Here is a 16,626-nt window from a genome sequence, read left to right as displayed (position 1 = left end):
GACCCCCGATAGCAAGTGCTTGGACGCTGACTGAGTAGGCACCAAGTAATGAACTGGGTGCAGGTGGTGCTCCCGATCAACAAATCGAGTACCTCGTCACTCGTGTGTTGTTTCGGCCCCCAACCTAGGCTCGATTTCAACGAGGCCCGACAGGCCCCCGGAGCTCTCAGCCCGGGCAGATTGCTACACATTTTTGGGGGATGACCACATGCGAAGCTACGCGGCCACTCGCGGTGCCACGAGGCATCGCAGCAGTTGGGGCATTCCGACGCTAGGGGGTGAGAATCATGTCGCAGCTGAGTGAACGGGTAGGCGGTACCGGTTTTGAGGCGCCTCGGGTCTGGACTCCACGTCTGGTCTCCTCCAAACAGAACCGGATTTCGACCGCAGTCGATTGGCGCAGGCGGTACCGCAGGAAACTGCTGGTCACCGATGTGGTGTTGGTCGGTGCTGCGGCCTCACTGCCTACCGTGGCTTCTTTGGTCCAGGTGCAGGGTGCAGGACGTTTCGGTGCCTTAGCCGCCCGGGCCAGCGGTGCCGGCTTTGTGATGGAGAGCTACGGTTGGTCACTCCTGCTGGGACTGATCGTTGCCGTGAGCTGGCTGGTGGCACTGCAGGTCTTCCAAAGCCGCTCCTCTGCCCGCATCGCCATCGGTGCGTTTGAATACAAGGCGGTGATTGACGCCAGTGCCACGCTTGCCGGCGGAATTGCCATCATCGGCCTCCTCGGGGAGAGCACCGGCCTGCGCGCCTACCTCGTCCTCACGGTTCCGGTGGGAATGCTCGCCCTGCTGCTGGGACGGTGGCTGTGGAGAAACTGGCTGCAACGCCAGCGGCTCCGAGGGCATGCACTCAGCGACGTCGTTGTTTACGGACAAGCTAAGGACACGCCCTACGTCATTCGTCAGATCACCAATAAAAGCGGTGGGGCTTATCGGGTCGTTGGCGTCGTGCTCGATGGGGAACCCGATGAGGATGCAGAGAACCTCATCCGAGTCACCAGCCCGGCCTTGCCGATGATTCACGGTGGGTCGGTGATCGAGGAGGAGATTAGCCGGCTCGGGGCAGATGCCGTCGTCGTCGCCGGGGCACTCCAAGGAGGCAACCATGCCCTCCAGGAATTGGGCTGGCGACTCGAGAAGTCGCGCACCGACGTCATCCTGGTCTCGTCGCTGACCAACGTGGCGGGACCACGCTTCAGCGTTCGCCCGGTCGAGGGACTTCCGCTCATGCACGTGGAACAGCCGACGTTCAGCGGGGTCAAACATGTCCTGAAGCGGGGTATGGACATGTGCGTTGCCACCACCGCATTGATCGCGCTCTCCCCGCTGTTCCTGGTGTTGGGCCTGTTGATTAGCAGGGACAGCAAGGGCGGGGTGTTCTTCCAACAGGAACGCACTGGACGCCACGGCCAGCCGTTCAAGATGTATAAGTTCCGTTCGATGGTGGACACCGCCGAAAAAGATCTCGAAGCACTGAAAGAGTCCAACGACGGCGCCGGACCGCTTTTCAAACTCAAGCAGGATCCTCGAGTCACTCGCGTCGGCAGAATCTTGCGCAAGTTCTCCTTGGACGAACTGCCCCAGTTCTTCAACGTCCTCAAGGGCGATATGTCGGTCGTCGGGCCACGGCCGCCCCTGCCATCCGAAGTAGCCGACTATGAAGGCCACACCTACCGTCGTCTCTACATCAAACCTGGCGTCACCGGCCTCTGGCAGGTCAGCGGGCGATCGGATCTGGATTGGGAAGAAAGCGTGCGACTGGACCTCTATTACGTCGAAAACTGGTCAGCCACCGGAGATCTGATGATCATGTGGCGCACCTTCAAAGTCATGATCAACCCGGCTGGAGCCTACTGATGAGCATTGCACCCGAAACCTCCGTCCATCCTGCCCTGCGTATCGCGGTCATCGGTGCCGGTTACTGGGGCCCGAATCTGGCCCGGAACTTCGCGATGAGCACTGACTGGGAACTGGTGGCCATCTGCGACAGGGACCTCGACCGGGCTTCGGCTCTGGCCAGGAAGACCGGAGAGCCTGCAGTGGTTGCCTCCGTGGAGGAGCTTCTGCGTGAGCACACCATTGACGCGGTTGCTATCGCTACCCCGGCCCGCACCCATCACGGCATTGCCATGGCCGCGATCGCAGCCGGCAAACATGTGCTGGTGGAGAAGCCATTGGCGGATAACAGCATCCATGGTCGGGAGATGGTCGAGGCTGCCCGGGCGGCAGGCACCATTCTGATGGCCGATCACACCTACTGCTATACCCCGGCCGTGTTGAAGATCCGCGATCTCCTAGCCAGCGGTGAGTTGGGGGAGATCCTCTATATCGATTCGGTACGGATCAACCTCGGACTCGTTCAACCAGACGTCGACGTGTTCTGGGATCTGGCTCCCCATGATCTATCGATCCTGGACTTCATCCTCCCCGGTGGGCTGAAACCCGTGGCGGTTTCCGCGCAGGGAGCGGATCCCCTGAACTCCGGAAAATCCTGTGTGGGCTACCTGAGCCTGCCCCTGGAAAACGGGGCGCTGGCGCATATTCACGTGAACTGGCTCTCGCCGACGAAGATTCGGCAGATGGTCATTGGTGGAAGTCGCAAGACCCTGGTGTGGGACGACCTGAATCCACAGCAGCGGCTGAGCGTCTTCGACCGAGGGGTTGATCTGGGGCGGCAGGAAGCTGTACGCGACGACGTCGAGGACCGCAAGGGTGCCATGATCTCCTACCGGTTGGGCGACACCTGGTCCCCGGCGCTCTCCGAATTCGAACCGTTAGGACTCATGGTTTCCGAGTACGCGGCCAGCATCCGCGCCGGCCGCCCGGCACCGACCGACGGCGAATCCGCGCTCCGTGTCCTCTCCGTGCTGGAAGCGGCAAGCCGCAGCCTCGCCGAAGGCCGGGCAACTCGTGACGAAGTCAACCACCCCATTCTGGAGGAAGCCCTGTGAAGACAGACCTGAACAAATTCGAAGGCGGTAGGTACCTCGTCACCGGTGGCGCAGGAACCATTGGTTCCGAAATCGTCCACCAGCTCTTGGACGCCGGTGCCGAACACGTCGACGTTCTGGATAATCTGGTGCGTGGACGTCGGGATAACATCGCCGGCCCGCTCGCCAGTGGTCGTGTCGAGCTCATCGAAGGAGATCTCGCCGACCGACAGCTGGTCCGCGACCTCGTTCACAACCAGGATGCCATCTTCCACCAGGCGGCCATCCGCATCACGCAGTGTGCCGAGGAACCGCGACTAGCTGTCGACGTCATGGTTAACGGGACGTTCAATGTCCTCGAAGCTGCCGTCGAAGCCAAGACGTCTAAAATCGTCGCCGCATCAAGTGCTTCCGTCTATGGGATGGCTGAGGAGTTCCCGACCGGGGAGCGACATCACCCGTATAACAATGACACCATCTACGGCGCTGCCAAGACCTTCAACGAAGGAATGCTGAAGAGTTTTCACTCCATGTATGGGCTCGATTACGTGGCCTTGCGGTATTTCAACGTCTACGGACCCCGAATGGACGTCCACGGCGCCTATACCGAGGTTCTGGTGCGCTGGATGGAACGCATCGATGATGGTCTGCCTCCGCTGATCTTCGGAGACGGAAGCCAGACCATGGATTTCGTCTTCTCCGAGGACATTGCTCGGGCGAACCTCTTAGCCGCCGCCAGCCCGGTCACCGCTGGTGTCTACAACGTCGCCAGTGGCACCGAGACCAGCCTCCGGGAACTTGCCGAAACCCTCTTGCACGTTATGGGTTCGACACAGGCCATCGACTACGGGCCCGAGCGAGCGGTGAACTCGGTGAGCCGTCGTCTCGCTGATACCAGTGCTGCCTGCCGGGACTTGGGATTCGAATCCACGATCGGGCTGGAGGAAGGGCTCGCCCGGCTCGTGGAATGGTGGCGTCCCTTGCGTGAACAGGTCGCGGCAGGACGGGCGCTGAAACGACCAGTTTCCGCCACCAACTGACATAACGAATAAAGACTGGGGAAGCACGAAGATGAACAGAATCAGTGTCATGAAGCCGTGGCTCGGTGCGGCCGAAAGTGATGCCGTCGCCGAGGTGATCGCCTCGGGCTGGGTTGCTCAAGGGCCGAAGACGGCAGCCTTTGAACAGGCGTTTGCCGAACACCAGGGGGTCGCCCACGCAGTGGCCACGTCGAGTTGCACGACGGCCCTCCAGCTGGCCCTGGTCGTCGCCGGTGTCACCGAGGGCGACGACGTCGTGGTCCCGTCGTTCTCGTTTATCGCCACGGCAAATGCCCCGGTCTATCTGGGGGCCCGCCCGGTGTTCGCCGATGTGGATGTCGAGACGGGGAACGTCACGGCCGAGACCATTGCCGTGGCACTGACCCCGGCTACGCGGGCCATCATTGCCGTTGATCAGGGCGGGATGCCGCTGGACCTTGCCCCGTTGCGCGCGCTGTGCGACGAACGGGGTATCGCGTTGATCGAAGATGCAGCCTGCGGCGCCGGATCAACGTACCGAGATGCGCCGGTCGGTGTCGGAGCCGACATCAGTGCTTGGTCCTTCCACCCGCGGAAGCTCCTCACCACCGGTGAGGGTGGCATGCTGACCACCAATAGCAAGGAGTGGGCCGATCGGGCCCGCCGGCTGCGTGAACATTCAATGGACGTCTCGGCTGCCGAGCGTCATGGCTCGCTGTTGGCACCTCAGGAAAGCTACTCCGAGGTCGGCTACAACTTCCGGATGACCGACTTGCAGGCCGCGATGGGTCTGGTCCAGTTGGGCAAACTCGACGTGATGGTCCAACGCCGTCGCGGGCTGGCCGACAGATACCGCTCGGAACTCATCGACGTCCCGGGACTGCGCTGCGCGCAGGATCCCGGATATGGAACCTCGAACTACCAGTCCTTCTGGATCGAGGTGCTCCCAGAGTTCCCGATGGGACGGGAGCAACTACTCGAGAAGTTGGCTACCGACGAGATCTCCGCTCGTCGCGGCATCATGGCCGCCCACCGTCAACCTGCCTACACCGGACATTCCGGCCAGATGGTCCAGCTACCGGTGACCGAACGATTGACCGATAACACGCTGATTCTGCCGCTCTACCACGACCTGAGTCCCGCAGATCAGGACCGTGTGGTCGACAGCATCCGCGCTGCTGGGGGAGTCTGACCGTGGCCCGCCTCCTGCTGATTGCCGCCGGCGGACTTGCCCGCGAGACGATCGCCTCCATTCGCGCCACCGGGGACCACCATCTCGTGGGGTTGCTCGACGACGACGCGGCCCTGCATGGACGAAATATTGCCGGGGTGCGGGTACTGGGTGGGATCGAGATGGCTGCAACGTCGGGGGACCACATGCTGATTTGCGCTGGATCGGGGGCTGCCCGGGCGGCCGTCAGTGCCCGGCTGGAAGCGTGGGGGGTCGCTCACGACCAGTTTGCCACTCATGTGCATTCCACCGCTGTCATTGGCGAAGGCACGGTGATCGGCGCGGGGAGCATCATCTTGGCCGGCACCGTGCTGACCTGCGATGTACGCATCGGCCATCAGGTAGTCCTGATGCCGCAGGTGACGCTGACCCACGACGACGACATTGCCGACTTCGTGACGTTAGCTGCGGGTGCCTCGGTAGGCGGAAGGGTCGAGATCGGTCGGTGCTCCTATCTCGGAATGAACGCCGCGGTGCGGCAGGACCTGAAGATTGGCGAAGACGCCGTCCTGGGAATGGGCGCCGTACTCCTGGAGGACCTGCCCACCGGAGAAACGTGGGCAGGGAATCCTGCCCGGATGATCAGCACGTCTGCCCGGCCACAGGAAATGGCCGCACCGCAAGGAGGAATCGGAAAATGAGAATCCTGGTCTGCCCGCATCAGCTGGGCATGGGTGGAAGCCAACTCAATGCCATCGAGATGGCCGTTGCCGTGCGGCGTCATGGCCACGAAGCGGTCGTTTACGCACCGTCGGGAGTGCTCTGCGAAGCCTTGGAAGCAACGGGCGTGCCGTGGATTGAAGCCCCAGTGCCGTCCTCCCGCAATGGTGCGTGGACCCGTCGGCTGGGACAAACCATCAAACGCGAGCACGTTGATCTCATCCATACCTATGAATGGCGTCCCGGCCTGCAAGCGGCGTTCGCTAGTGGACTGCGCACTCCGACCCTGATGTCGGTCATGTCCATGCAGGTTCCTTCTTTCCTACCAACCCATCTCCCTCTGGTAGTGGGCACCCCGGATCTACAGCAGCGGATGGAAGCCGAAGGAAGGACCGCCTACCTGATGGAACCACCCGTCGATATGTCCCACCACATGACCCGTGATGAGGCCGGCGCCCGTAAATCATGGGGAATTGGCGAACTGGAGGTCGTCATTTCGGTGGTCTCCATGCTGACCACCGATCTGGAAAAGCTCCAAGGTGTCCTGACAGCGATCTCTGTTGTCGACCGCCTGGCGGAAACGCATCGGGTGCGCTTGCTGATTGCCGGTGACGGGGAGGGTCTGGCTACGGTCCAGACCCGGGCGGAGCAGGTCAACCTTCGGCATGGCCGCACGGTCATCCAACCGGTGGGCTTCTTGCTGGATCCGGCCCCGGTCTATGAGGCGGCCGACATCGTGTTGGGGATGGGGAGTTCGGCGATCAAGGGACTGGCCCATTCCAAGGCGGTCATCGTCCAAGGAGAAGGTGGCTTCTGGAAGACCCTCGATGAAAACACTGCCGAGGAATTTATGGCCAACGGATGGTTCGGCCAGGAGGGCGCCGGTGTCAGAGACCTGCTCGTGGCGTTGACGGACCTGCTCGAAGATCCGTGGCATTGCAGACGTCTGGGAGCCTTCGGCCGTCAACTCGTGGAGCGTCGCTACAGCTTGGCTCAGGCTGGCACGGAACTGGCAGGAATCTACGTGGAAACGGTGATGCGGCCGCAGGAATTCAGTACCACGACACGATCTTTGGCCCGCAGCGCCATCGAGAGTGCAAAATACTTCGCCACGATGCAATTCGGCAGTGTGGTCGACCGCGAAACATGGGCACGCCAGGGGGCAAATTCATGAACACCACCATTCCTCTCGTCGACCTGGGAGCTCAACAGCTGGAGATTGACGAAGAGGTCATGACGGGCCTCAAGGAGGTCTTTGCGACCACGTCGTTCATTGGCGGGCCAGCAGTGAAGCGATTCGAGGAGTCCTATGCCGACTTCCTCGGCGCGCGGCATTGCATCGGTGTCGGCAACGGGACCGACGCCTTGGAACTGGCGTTGCGTGCAGCGGGGGTGACCGCAGGCGGTGAGGTCATTCTTCCCGCAAACACCTTCATTGCCACGGCCGAGGCTGTCTGTCGCCTCGGCGCCGTCCCCGTATTGGTGGACGTCGATCCCGAGCACCTGTTAATCGATCCAGAATGTGTGCGGGCGGCCGTATCGGAACGGACCGAGGCCATCGTCCCCGTCCACATCTTCGGACAAACGGCCTTTGTCGAGCAGCTCGAACCAATCGCCGCCTCCTGCGGCGCAGTCATCGTCGAAGACGCAGCCCAGTCGCAAGGTGCCACCCGATTCGGTAGGGCTGCGGGCACGTTAGGTGTTGCCGCCGGGACCAGCTTCTATCCGGGCAAGAATCTCGGCGCAGCAGGTGACGCCGGAGCCGTGCTGACCGAGAATGACGCCGTAGCCGCGCAAGTCCGTCTCCTTTCCGCTCATGGCAGTGCCCAGAAGTACGAGCACTCAGCCGTCGGGATGAACTCACGCTTGGATACCGTCCAGGCAGTGGTGCTCAATGCCAAGTTGGCACGGCTGGAGTGGTGGAATGAACGACGCCGCCAGGCCGCAGAACGGTATGGCGCGTTACTGAGCGGTATTGATGGAGTGGAACTGCCGCGGCAAGCCGAAGGTAACCAGGATGTCTGGCACCTTTACGTTGTACGCGTCGATGATCGAGACCGGGTCCTAGCCGAGCTGAACAAAGCAGGAATCGGTGCTGGCATCCACTATCCGACGCCGGTGCATCTCACGGCGGCCTTCGCCGATCTTGGGCTAGGCGAGGGGACGTACCCCGTCGCGGAGGAAGCCGCCGGACGCATCCTGTCGTTGCCGCTCTTCCCGCATATCACCGAAGAACAGCAGCAGCGGGTCGTTGACGTGCTCCTCGGTGCCATTCGAGTCCATCAATCAAGTGGGAGGTCGTGATATGCCCTCCCCGACCAACTTTCACGAATTGGGGGAAGGCGTGCCCACGATCCGGCGGCGCGTCCTCGTCCAAGTGAATAGCCTTGCCCTCGGCGGAACTCAGCTGAATGCTGTCGACATGGCGGTCGCTATGCGAGCATATGGCTACGACTCGGTGTTGGTCGGTCCACTCGACACTGTTCCAGAAGGACCTTCCCTTTTTGACGTCGCTGAAACGAAGGGGATCCGTGTCGAGGGCTTTCAGCGGGCCAAACACACCCTGAACGGGGCGATGGAGCTTCGGCGGATAGTGAAAAAACACCGATCCGAGGTGGTTCACATATACGGATCGTGGACTGCAAGGCCTGCCTTATGGGGCCCCTGTTTGTTGGGGCGTCGTCCACTAGTTCTGACCATCTACGAAATGGCTGTAGACACGAATACACCCGTCGGGCCGGAACTCGTGGTCGGGACCGGATATCTTCGGGACGATCTGGCAGACAGGGCCGGAGGGGTCGAACTTATCAGCCCACCCGTGGATGTGTGCAGTGACCAGATGGATGCTGTGGATGCGGCAGGATTTCTGCGGAGTCAGAACCTTGTTCCGCAAAACCAGCGAATCGTCATGGTGACACGGCTTGATGCCGAGATGAAAGCTACGGGCGTTGCACAAGCAATCGATGCGATGCGTTCTTTCGCGGGGTCGAACGTAGATTTGATTATAGTCGGCACCGGAGACGTAGAGGAAAAGCTCCGGCAGAGGGCGGAGGACGTGAATGTCGACTATGGCCGTCGTGCCATCGTGTTCACGGGCGCCATGCCAGACCCTCGGGCAGCCTACGCTGCCTCCGACATTGTCATCGGAATGGGTGGGTCCGCTGCCCGTGCGTTGTCTTTTGGCAAGCCGCTGGTAGTGACTGGTGAGAAGGGCTGGTTCAAAACTTTCGAGCCGGAAACGGCCGAGCCACTCTTCCGTAGCAGCTTCTGGAGCGACGAGACGGTGGAAAATCCAGTTGCTCAATTGGAAGCATGCCTCAGCTTGCTACTTTCGGATCAAGAGCTGTGTTTGCGATTGGGAAGATTCGGCCGTGAATTCGCCATTGAGCGATTCAGCCTCGATGCCATGGCGGAACGCCAGGCGAAAGTCTACGATCGATCATTGAATAATTACGGGTTGCTTCGATGGTGCTGGGACCTTGGACCAGAAGCGGTCTTGCTGGCCCGTGCCATTCAACGGGGTGCCTCCCGAGCCCTGCAGATACTGATGGGGCGCAAAGATACGACGAGTGTGTCTACATGAGTGCTCACAAACAAACCGCGGAAACGCATGAACCGCGGAACGATGGCCTACCGCTTCTTGAGTCCTCGGCCCGACAGAGCCAGAGCCCAGTCTTTGGCAATAAAGTGAGGTCTGGCGTCTTCTGGTCAGCTGGCGGAAACATCATCATGCGTGTCAGCAACGTACTCATCATGGCCGTAATAGCTCGCATTGTCGCACCTGACGAACTGGGCGTTTTCGCGTTGGCCATGCTCGTTCATGCCTTCATCGTCAGTATTGCTGAACTCGGCATAGCAACGGCTATTGCGCGCAGTGAACTGGACGTTGACAGGCTAGCGCCAACGGTAGCAACTATTGCCACCGTCGGAAGTTTGGGGTTGGCCGGATTGATGGCGGGATTCGCCGAGCCATTGGCGTCGCTGCTTGGCACTTCTGAGGCAACGGACAGCATCCGCATCATGTCGCTAGCAGTCGCCATGATTGGGTTCTTCGCAGTACCTGGTGCACTTCTGCAACGCGAGTTCAGGCAGGATCTCGTTTTCCGTGCTGCCTTTGTCTCCTTCTTGGTCGGTGGCGTCGTCCTGCTGGTTCTAGGGTTTCTCGGATGGGGCCCTGAAGCATTTGCGTGGTCGCGCGTAGTGACCCAGCTTATTGGTGGCATTATGCTCTTAGTCCTCGCATCCAAGAAGTACCCTTTCGGGTTTGACCGGCGCCTCGTTAGACCTCTCTTGGCCTTCGGACTGCCATTGGCTATGGCCAATCTGCTCAGTCAAGTGCTCTTGAATCTGGACTACGTCTTCATCGGACAGATGCTTCAGGTCGCGGACCTGGGTGTATATATGCTCGCCTTCGGACTGTGCACGTGGTCGACAGCCATCATCGGGACCATGCTTAACGGGATGGTACTGCCAACCATTTCTGCTATCCGTCGAGACGGTGGCGACCTAGCCTCTGCGATCACAACCGCTACGAGATCGGTGGCATGGATAGCGTTCCCGATCGCAGGATGCATGATCACCTTCGCCGATCAGATCGTCGTCACGTTGTATGGCGAACAGTGGACAGAAGCCGGAGGAATTCTTCGGATCCTTGCAGCGTATGGAGCCGTGTTCGTGTTGGGACTCCTCTTCGCCAATGTCGTAATCTCCAGTGGCAAGACGAAGGTCCTTTTCATCGTTCAGGCAGCCAGCTTGGCTCTGTTGGTGCCAGCTCTGTGGTTGGGGATCCGATGGGCGGGCCTGCAAGGCGTCGGCGTAGCGCACCTGGTCGTCGTGATCGTAGTCACTCTTCCCGTATATCTTGTGGTTCTTCGACGAAGTACGGGACTTCGAATCAGAGCCTGCCTGGGCGGCGTTCTTCCGGCGCTCGGCGCCGCAACAGTGGCTTCGCTCCTTGCTTGGGCGGCGACGTGGGGGATCGCAGGCAATGTGGTGACACTCGTAGTAGGTCTACCGATAGGCGGAATTCTGTACGTCCTGATGACCCGAAATTACTGGCACATCATGCTGCCGACAACGTGGCAGTCGCATCGGATCCTGCGTTCCCGACTCTTCTTTAAGCAGCGCCAGACCACCGGGATTCCAGATGATATTCACCAGTCGACGAATGAACATGGCTCTGAAACCGATTCGTTGAACGAGAAACCATTACCCATGAGCCGACAGAGGAAGGACGCGACACCATGAGAATCGGATTGCTGTACCCAGAACGGCGACCGTTGGATCCTCAGTCATGGTCGGGCACTCCAGCTGGGCTCGCCAGTGGCTTTGCCGAGCTCGGCTGCGAAGTTGTCCCCATCGGGACGGGGACCTCGAGGGTGCTGCATAAGGTAGCGGCCGGCGTAGCCCGATTATCGGGACATACAGGGGCTGTCTACGATAGGACAATGCCACGGCAATTCGCCCGAAACAGGGGGTTGGCGCAGTCCATGAAACAAGCTGGAACATTGGACATAGTTGTGTCGATGGGCAGCGAACTCTATGATTTGGCGCTGCTCCGGAAGTCCTTGGCACCCGTCGCGCCCGTTGTAACCTACGACGACGGAACCTTGTTCCAAATGTGGAATCATCCTGATTCAGATCTTCGGCTGTCTGGTTATCCCGACTCACGAGTTCAGACGTGGGTCCATCGACAGCGTCTCAGCTCTCGGGCAGCAGACTTGAATTTAGTGAGTACCTCTTGGGCATCTCGATCTTTTATCGATGACTACGGAATCGATCCGTTGCGCGTCAAAACTGTTGGTATGGGCCACAACCCGAGGAAGGTCGATGTCACAGCGCGAGACTGGTCCATTCCTCGGTACCTATATCTCGGTGTGGACTGGCAACGCAAGAACGGAGCGGCCGTACTTGCAGCTTTCAAACGTGTCCGTCGTGATTACCCAGAAGCCCGGTTGGATATGGTCGGCAACACGCCAGCGGTTCATGAACCCGGAGTAACGATTCATGGTCTTCTTCGTCGTGGCGATCCAGTAGCACAAAAAAATATTGATGGACTTTTCTCGCGAGCGACATGCTTCACCATGCCCAGTCGACTCGATCCGTCTCCGATTGCTTACCTCGAAGCTGGCTCCGCCGGGCTTCCCGTGGTGGGCACTCGAGAAGGCGGAGCGGCGGAGCTGTTGGGCGAAGGCGCCATTGCTGTGAATCCCCTTGATACTGAGGCAATTACTTCGGCGATGTTGGAGCTTGCTAATCCTGATCGTGCCAGGGTGTTGGGCGGGGTTGCCCGACGAGCGGCAGCTTCGACCACGTGGAGTGGAGTGGCGCAGAAGATGCTTGAGGCAACCTCTGTGCTCCGAGCAGAAGCAAGAACTCGCAGTGGCATTCAGGTCCGACGATGAATATCGGAGGATGGGTACTTGACCGCATTGACGATTATCAACGGAGCAAGGACATTAAATGGCGAATTCCGCCTAAATTCCACGTGTACCCCGAGAATGCTGCGCCGGCGGTTTACTATCTAGCACCTGAAGAGCCGGCGGCTAGCGGTGGAATCAAGGTTATCTATCGACATGTTGATGTGTTGGTCTCTTTGGGTATCGTTTCGGCCGTTGTCCATCCGAGGGAGGGGTTTCGCGCCAGCTGGTTCTCCAATGAGACTCCTGTGATCCCGGCGAGTGATCTCCAGTTGCGCAGCAATGACATTCTTGTTGTTCCCGAGTGCTACGCCCCGGGATTTGAGCACCTTCCAACTAACGTGCGAATCGTGGTCTTCAACCAAGGTCCGCATCATACTTTCGACCGGATCGGATTGGATCCGGAACGCCCAGGTGCACCGTATTCGCAGCTGCCGAATCTGGCAGCAGTCTTGACCGTATCGAACGATGGGGCGGAACTCCTTCGGATGACATTTCCCGACACGCCCGTCTGGACGGTGCGGAATGTCGTTGATGAAAGTGTGTTCTATCCAATCCCGGAGCGACCTCGCAGGAACGTCGCATACGTCCCGAGTAGACGGCCCGACGAGCTGAGCCAATTGCTGCATTTGCTAAATGCCCGTAGGGAATTCAGCACAGGGGAATGGAGTCTTACCGGGCTTTCCGGCCTCACAGAGATTGAAATGGCAAACGCACTTCGTCGTTCGTCGATCTTCTTGAGCTTGAGTCATCGAGATGGATTCGGATTGCCGCCAGCAGAGGCTATGGCCTGCGGGGCCTATGTTATCGGGCATCCAGGCGGTGGGGGGACTGAATTTTTCGACCCGGCATATTGCTCTCCGGCCCACGACAACACGCAGATTATGCGAGCCCTACTTGACACGATGTCGATGCCACGCGAACAGCTGCAAATAAGTGGCGCGAAAGCCTCGGCAAGCGTTCTTAGCCATTATTCGGCTGAAGGTCTACGAACTGACCTTGATGCCTTCTATTCAGGCCTGCTCCGATGAAGGCGCTGGGAGCGATCGCCGTGGGAGGCTTGACAGCTCTGGTTCTTGTGGGATGCACCGGCAGTATGAGCTCGGGCAACGTTGAAGCGGCCCGTACGGAGACGCCGCTCACGGCGTCGGGGAAGATTCCGTGGGAAGGAGGCAGCGAGTATTGGAGTTCTTTTGCCATTGCCGACCAAGCTGGCTGGTCTGACCCAGAGTTCTTTCCAATAGTCCTCTGGTACAACGGGATCAGTACCAACGAGGAGGTTGCTTACGACAAATCGTTGGGTTTCAATACCTACATCGGGATGGATGAGTCAACGCCGTATCGGTTATTCGAAGACAATGACGTGTTTTGGATAGGTGATGCGCTCAATGAGAGCTTCAACGACTCAAGTATGAACTGGGTTGGTTCCGTGATCGCCGACGAACCAGACGGGAAGTTTGCGGATACGGCAGAAGGACTAGCATCCGTTAAATCTGAGATTGGGTCGAAAGATAAAAGCAGATTCGGCTACATCAACTTTAGTCAAATGGTCATCGGGCAAGACTTGCCTGCCCACGTGTCAGAAGAGTATGTAAATGCTGGGTCGGATGTCGCTTCCTTAGATATGTATTGGTATACCGTGCCGTTTTGCGATTGGGAGCCACGAACTGTCGAATATCTGAACCCAGTAAACGACGAGAACTGCCGAACGGCCAGTAGCTACGGGAAAGCAGTCGATTCGTTGCGGCAACGAGACGCGGTTGACGGCCAGTTGCAACCAATCTGGCAGTTTGTCGAGATACTCAATGGCGGGCCGGGAGCTGATCAACCATTTGTGGCTGATATCAAGCCTCAGCAGCTCAAAGGAGCAGTGATGAATTCACTCATCCATGAGGCGCGAGGGATCGTCTATTTCAACCAAAGCCTGAACGGGCCGTGCACGGGCGGCAGCCTTGTACGGCAAACGATGATTGACCCGGACTTCTGTGCTGCGGCACAGGTGAAAGCCGCTGGTGAAGTGAATTTACTGATACACAAACTTGCCCCGGTACTTAATACACAATCGGTGGGCCACGACTTCGGACAGGGCATCGACTCTATGCTCAAGGTCCACGACGGCTTCGATTACATTTTTGCCATGATTGACGACTCCGATAAGCCTGGCAATCGAACCTTCAACCTTTCGTCGGACATGGTGGGGAAGGAAGTCCAAGTCCTCGGTGAGAAACGGACTCTCACGGTTGGAACTGACGGGACATTTAGAGATGAATTTGCCGAAGAATACAGCTACCACGTCTACAAGGTGGAATCATGACCTCAGCGATCGATCACGTGTTGCTTACGCGCTTCAACTTGCCGACCCTTGGGGCAGAGAGCACTATTCGTGCTAAAGAGGGCTGGCTGCGCGATCGCGTGGGGCTTTTCGAACGCTATTGTTTGCCATCCGTGGTGACTCAAACAAACCCGAATTTTCAGTGGATTATCTATTTCGACCCGGCATCTCCAGAGTGGCTTCGCGAGTATATAGAGCGCTGGCAAACAGACGAGCGAATCCACCCAATCTTCCGAGAGTCGGTCAGCCACGAAGAGCTTGTCAACGACCTCGCGATGGTTACTGGGGCTCGCGGCGACACTTTGTTGACGACGAACTTAGACAACGATGATGGGCTGGCCTCGGACTTTGTTGCGCGACTCCAGGGAGCCGCGCCCAAGAATTTTCGCGCTGCCGTTTACTTGGTGAACGGTGTAATACGTCGCGACCATGAACTTTATCTGCGCGAGGATCGAAACAACGCGTTCTGCTCGGTCAGGGAACCTTGGGAAGGCGCGCTCGGATGCTGGGCTGATTGGCATAATCGTTTGGGCCGACACATGGAAGTCGAAGAAATAGCGGGAAGGCCGGCCTGGCTTCAGGTCATTCATGATTCCAACGTTAGCAACCGTGTTCGTGGACGCCGCGTCGACGCAGCCGGGCATTTGTCCATCTTCGGCCGTCTTCTTGACGGCATTGAGAGCCCGAGCCGTTGGTCTACCATCCAGGATCTAGTCGTAGGACGCCCCTTGCGCAGCATCCGAGACGGATTCCGGCTCGTGGCGAAGAGGCTGCTCTTTCGGGGTCTAGGGAAGAACGGCTTCGATGAATTCAAAACTGGCTTGGCGCGGCTGAGGCAATTGCGCCTTGGAAATGCCAGGTTCCAGAATCAAAGAAATGGGGGAAATGATGTTTAAGCAGCCAAGGACCGGTCCCTGTGACGGCCCGAACCCTACATGCCAGTCCGGGGTCTGGAGCATTCAAGGTGGCCATCATGTTCCTGCGTGATCTCGCATACGGTCTACTCCGCCGGTGGTATGTGGTGGTTGTGGGTCTGCTGGCTACGGCCGGCCTTGGTTACTACATTTACCAAGTCGTGCCGGTTACGTACAACACGACGGCTAGTCTGGTGTTGATTCCACCAGAGACAGCTGTCCTTGAAGGGGACAACCCTTATCTGTATATGGGCGGACTGGAACAAGCGTTGAGCGTGTTGCTGATCAAGGTTGGGTCGAGCGACATGAACAATGCCGTCCTCGGTGAGCAATCGTCATCGACCTACGAGATATACAAGGACCAGACGACAACGGGGCCCATTATGGTCGTTGAGGCTGTAGGAGATACCCCTCAGGAATCGGTCCGTGTCCTGCGAAGTGTAATTGCCGAGGTGCCCGGCAGCCTCAAGACGATGCAGGATGAACTCAAGGTTCCAGCTCCGTCAATGATTTCGGTCTCCACGATTGCCGTCGATAGCAAAGCAACTCCTATGGAAAAGGACCGAGTTCGCTTGGTTCTTGTTGCTGTTGCGGGTGCGGGGACGCTGACACTGCTGACAACTGCCTTGCTGGATCATCTGCTCGTTCAACGGCGTAGGAGACGGAGCCTGGCGGCAATCAATCGTGGATCATTGAAGCGGAGGCGGACAAAGTCTCCTACCGGAGAGTCAGACGGCTCGGTTGCGCGACAAGGGGAAGTTTTCTCAGACGGCGCCCCGAATCCAGAAACATTTGCTGGGGCTATTTCGGGCAGCCAAACAGGGGATCTGGATCCAGCAACGGAACACCACGACCCGGAATATCATCACCCCGCGACAGAGGCTACGCAGCATGACGAGTCTGAGCCCGAAAGTCACACGTCCTCCATGAACTATCGGGGGTAGGGAGTAACGATGGCGATCCGAGGGGACGAAACGTTAGGCACCACAAATGCACTATTGAACCAACGGAGCATGCTGGCACCGGATGCGGTAACCGTTTTGACCGTCTATATCCTGCTGCTTCTATGTATCCCCTCAGATCGAAAAATTGATGCTCTTGGCGGAGCAGGTAGCCCAG

Annotated in this window: 14 protein-coding genes; all 14 read left to right on the top strand. The window is 58.8% G+C overall.

Annotation, left to right across the window (positions count from 1 at the left end; genetic code table 11):
- Nucleotides 1–287: 287 nt before the first annotated feature.
- The 14 genes from AC3ZI9_RS11890 to AC3ZI9_RS11825 all read left to right on the top strand — a co-directional run bounded on the left by AC3ZI9_RS11890 (nt 288) and on the right by AC3ZI9_RS11825 (nt 16,451).
- Complete coding sequence (locus tag AC3ZI9_RS11890; protein WP_441380605.1) at nt 288–1,859, top strand: sugar transferase; 1,572 nt, start codon at nt 288–290, stop codon at nt 1,857–1,859.
- Nucleotides 1,859–2,953 (top strand): Gfo/Idh/MocA family protein, encoded by a 1,095-nt coding sequence (locus AC3ZI9_RS11885; protein ID WP_087000528.1) that lies wholly within the window; start codon nt 1,859–1,861, stop codon nt 2,951–2,953. Before AC3ZI9_RS11890 ends, AC3ZI9_RS11885 begins: the two co-directional genes overlap by 1 nt.
- A gap of 8 nt (nt 2,954–2,961) precedes the next feature.
- Entirely contained in the window at nt 2,962–3,972 is a 1,011-nt protein-coding gene (locus AC3ZI9_RS11880; RefSeq protein ID WP_489924041.1) for an NAD-dependent epimerase/dehydratase family protein, read from the top strand.
- Nucleotides 3,973–4,003: 31 nt separating this feature from the next.
- Nucleotides 4,004–5,143, top strand: coding sequence for a DegT/DnrJ/EryC1/StrS family aminotransferase (locus AC3ZI9_RS11875; RefSeq protein WP_441380604.1), 1,140 nt, complete (start codon nt 4,004–4,006; stop codon nt 5,141–5,143).
- A gap of 2 nt (nt 5,144–5,145) precedes the next feature.
- A complete protein-coding gene (locus tag AC3ZI9_RS11870) occupies nt 5,146–5,823 on the top strand; it encodes a NeuD/PglB/VioB family sugar acetyltransferase (RefSeq protein WP_441380603.1) in 678 nt (225 codons plus the stop codon).
- Nucleotides 5,820–7,016 carry a glycosyltransferase gene (locus tag AC3ZI9_RS11865; RefSeq protein ID WP_443425443.1) on the top strand — a complete coding sequence of 399 codons (1,197 nt, stop codon included), beginning with the start codon at nt 5,820–5,822 and terminating at the stop codon, nt 7,014–7,016. The genes AC3ZI9_RS11870 and AC3ZI9_RS11865 overlap by 4 nt, the downstream gene beginning before the upstream one ends.
- The gene (locus tag AC3ZI9_RS11860; RefSeq protein WP_489923608.1) at nt 7,013–8,146 is read left to right on the top strand and encodes a DegT/DnrJ/EryC1/StrS family aminotransferase; all 1,134 of its coding nucleotides are present in this window, start codon (nt 7,013–7,015) and stop codon (nt 8,144–8,146) included. Before AC3ZI9_RS11865 ends, AC3ZI9_RS11860 begins: the two co-directional genes overlap by 4 nt.
- 1 nt (nt 8,147) lies before the next feature.
- Entirely contained in the window at nt 8,148–9,425 is a 1,278-nt protein-coding gene (locus AC3ZI9_RS11855; RefSeq protein ID WP_443425445.1) for a glycosyltransferase family 4 protein, read from the top strand.
- A gap of 146 nt (nt 9,426–9,571) precedes the next feature.
- Nucleotides 9,572–11,089: an oligosaccharide flippase family protein gene (locus AC3ZI9_RS11850; protein WP_489923607.1), complete on the top strand. Its 1,518-nt coding sequence runs from the start codon at nt 9,572–9,574 to the stop codon at nt 11,087–11,089.
- Between the two features lie 278 nt (nt 11,090–11,367).
- Nucleotides 11,368–12,246, top strand: coding sequence for a glycosyltransferase family 4 protein (locus AC3ZI9_RS11845; protein ID WP_443425447.1), 879 nt, complete (start codon nt 11,368–11,370; stop codon nt 12,244–12,246).
- Nucleotides 12,243–13,292 carry a glycosyltransferase gene (locus tag AC3ZI9_RS11840; RefSeq protein WP_489923606.1) on the top strand — a complete coding sequence of 350 codons (1,050 nt, stop codon included), beginning with the start codon at nt 12,243–12,245 and terminating at the stop codon, nt 13,290–13,292. Before AC3ZI9_RS11845 ends, AC3ZI9_RS11840 begins: the two co-directional genes overlap by 4 nt.
- On the top strand, nt 13,289–14,575 hold the full coding sequence (locus AC3ZI9_RS11835) for a hypothetical protein (RefSeq protein ID WP_489923605.1): 1,287 nt from the start codon (nt 13,289–13,291) through the stop codon (nt 14,573–14,575). The genes AC3ZI9_RS11840 and AC3ZI9_RS11835 overlap by 4 nt, the downstream gene beginning before the upstream one ends.
- Complete coding sequence (locus AC3ZI9_RS11830; RefSeq protein ID WP_443425450.1) at nt 14,572–15,489, top strand: glycosyltransferase; 918 nt, start codon at nt 14,572–14,574, stop codon at nt 15,487–15,489. The genes AC3ZI9_RS11835 and AC3ZI9_RS11830 overlap by 4 nt, the downstream gene beginning before the upstream one ends.
- 77 nt (nt 15,490–15,566) lie before the next feature.
- A complete protein-coding gene (locus tag AC3ZI9_RS11825; protein WP_443425451.1) occupies nt 15,567–16,451 on the top strand; it encodes a hypothetical protein in 885 nt (294 codons plus the stop codon).
- Nucleotides 16,452–16,626 lie beyond the last annotated feature (175 nt).

It is taken from the genome of Arthrobacter sp. AOP36-F1-5 (assembly GCF_058137995.1).
Note: the sequence above shows the minus strand (reverse complement) of the source record. Positions and strands in the feature narration are given on the sequence as shown.

Coding starts and splice junctions, on each gene's coding strand:
- AC3ZI9_RS11845 (WP_443425447.1), top strand. CDS start 11,368: ATGGGCAGCGAACTCTATGATTTGGCGCTGCTCCGGAAGTCCTTGGCA.
- AC3ZI9_RS11840 (WP_489923606.1), top strand. CDS start 12,243: ATGAATATCGGAGGATGGGTACTTGACCGCATTGACGATTATCAACGG.
- AC3ZI9_RS11890 (WP_441380605.1), top strand. CDS start 288: ATGTCGCAGCTGAGTGAACGGGTAGGCGGTACCGGTTTTGAGGCGCCT.
- AC3ZI9_RS11860 (WP_489923608.1), top strand. CDS start 7,013: ATGAACACCACCATTCCTCTCGTCGACCTGGGAGCTCAACAGCTGGAG.
- AC3ZI9_RS11825 (WP_443425451.1), top strand. CDS start 15,567: ATGTTCCTGCGTGATCTCGCATACGGTCTACTCCGCCGGTGGTATGTG.
- AC3ZI9_RS11830 (WP_443425450.1), top strand. CDS start 14,572: ATGACCTCAGCGATCGATCACGTGTTGCTTACGCGCTTCAACTTGCCG.
- AC3ZI9_RS11855 (WP_443425445.1), top strand. CDS start 8,148: ATGCCCTCCCCGACCAACTTTCACGAATTGGGGGAAGGCGTGCCCACG.
- AC3ZI9_RS11885 (WP_087000528.1), top strand. CDS start 1,859: ATGAGCATTGCACCCGAAACCTCCGTCCATCCTGCCCTGCGTATCGCG.
- AC3ZI9_RS11875 (WP_441380604.1), top strand. CDS start 4,004: ATGAACAGAATCAGTGTCATGAAGCCGTGGCTCGGTGCGGCCGAAAGT.
- AC3ZI9_RS11865 (WP_443425443.1), top strand. CDS start 5,820: ATGAGAATCCTGGTCTGCCCGCATCAGCTGGGCATGGGTGGAAGCCAA.
- AC3ZI9_RS11835 (WP_489923605.1), top strand. CDS start 13,289: ATGAAGGCGCTGGGAGCGATCGCCGTGGGAGGCTTGACAGCTCTGGTT.
- AC3ZI9_RS11850 (WP_489923607.1), top strand. CDS start 9,572: ATGCGTGTCAGCAACGTACTCATCATGGCCGTAATAGCTCGCATTGTC.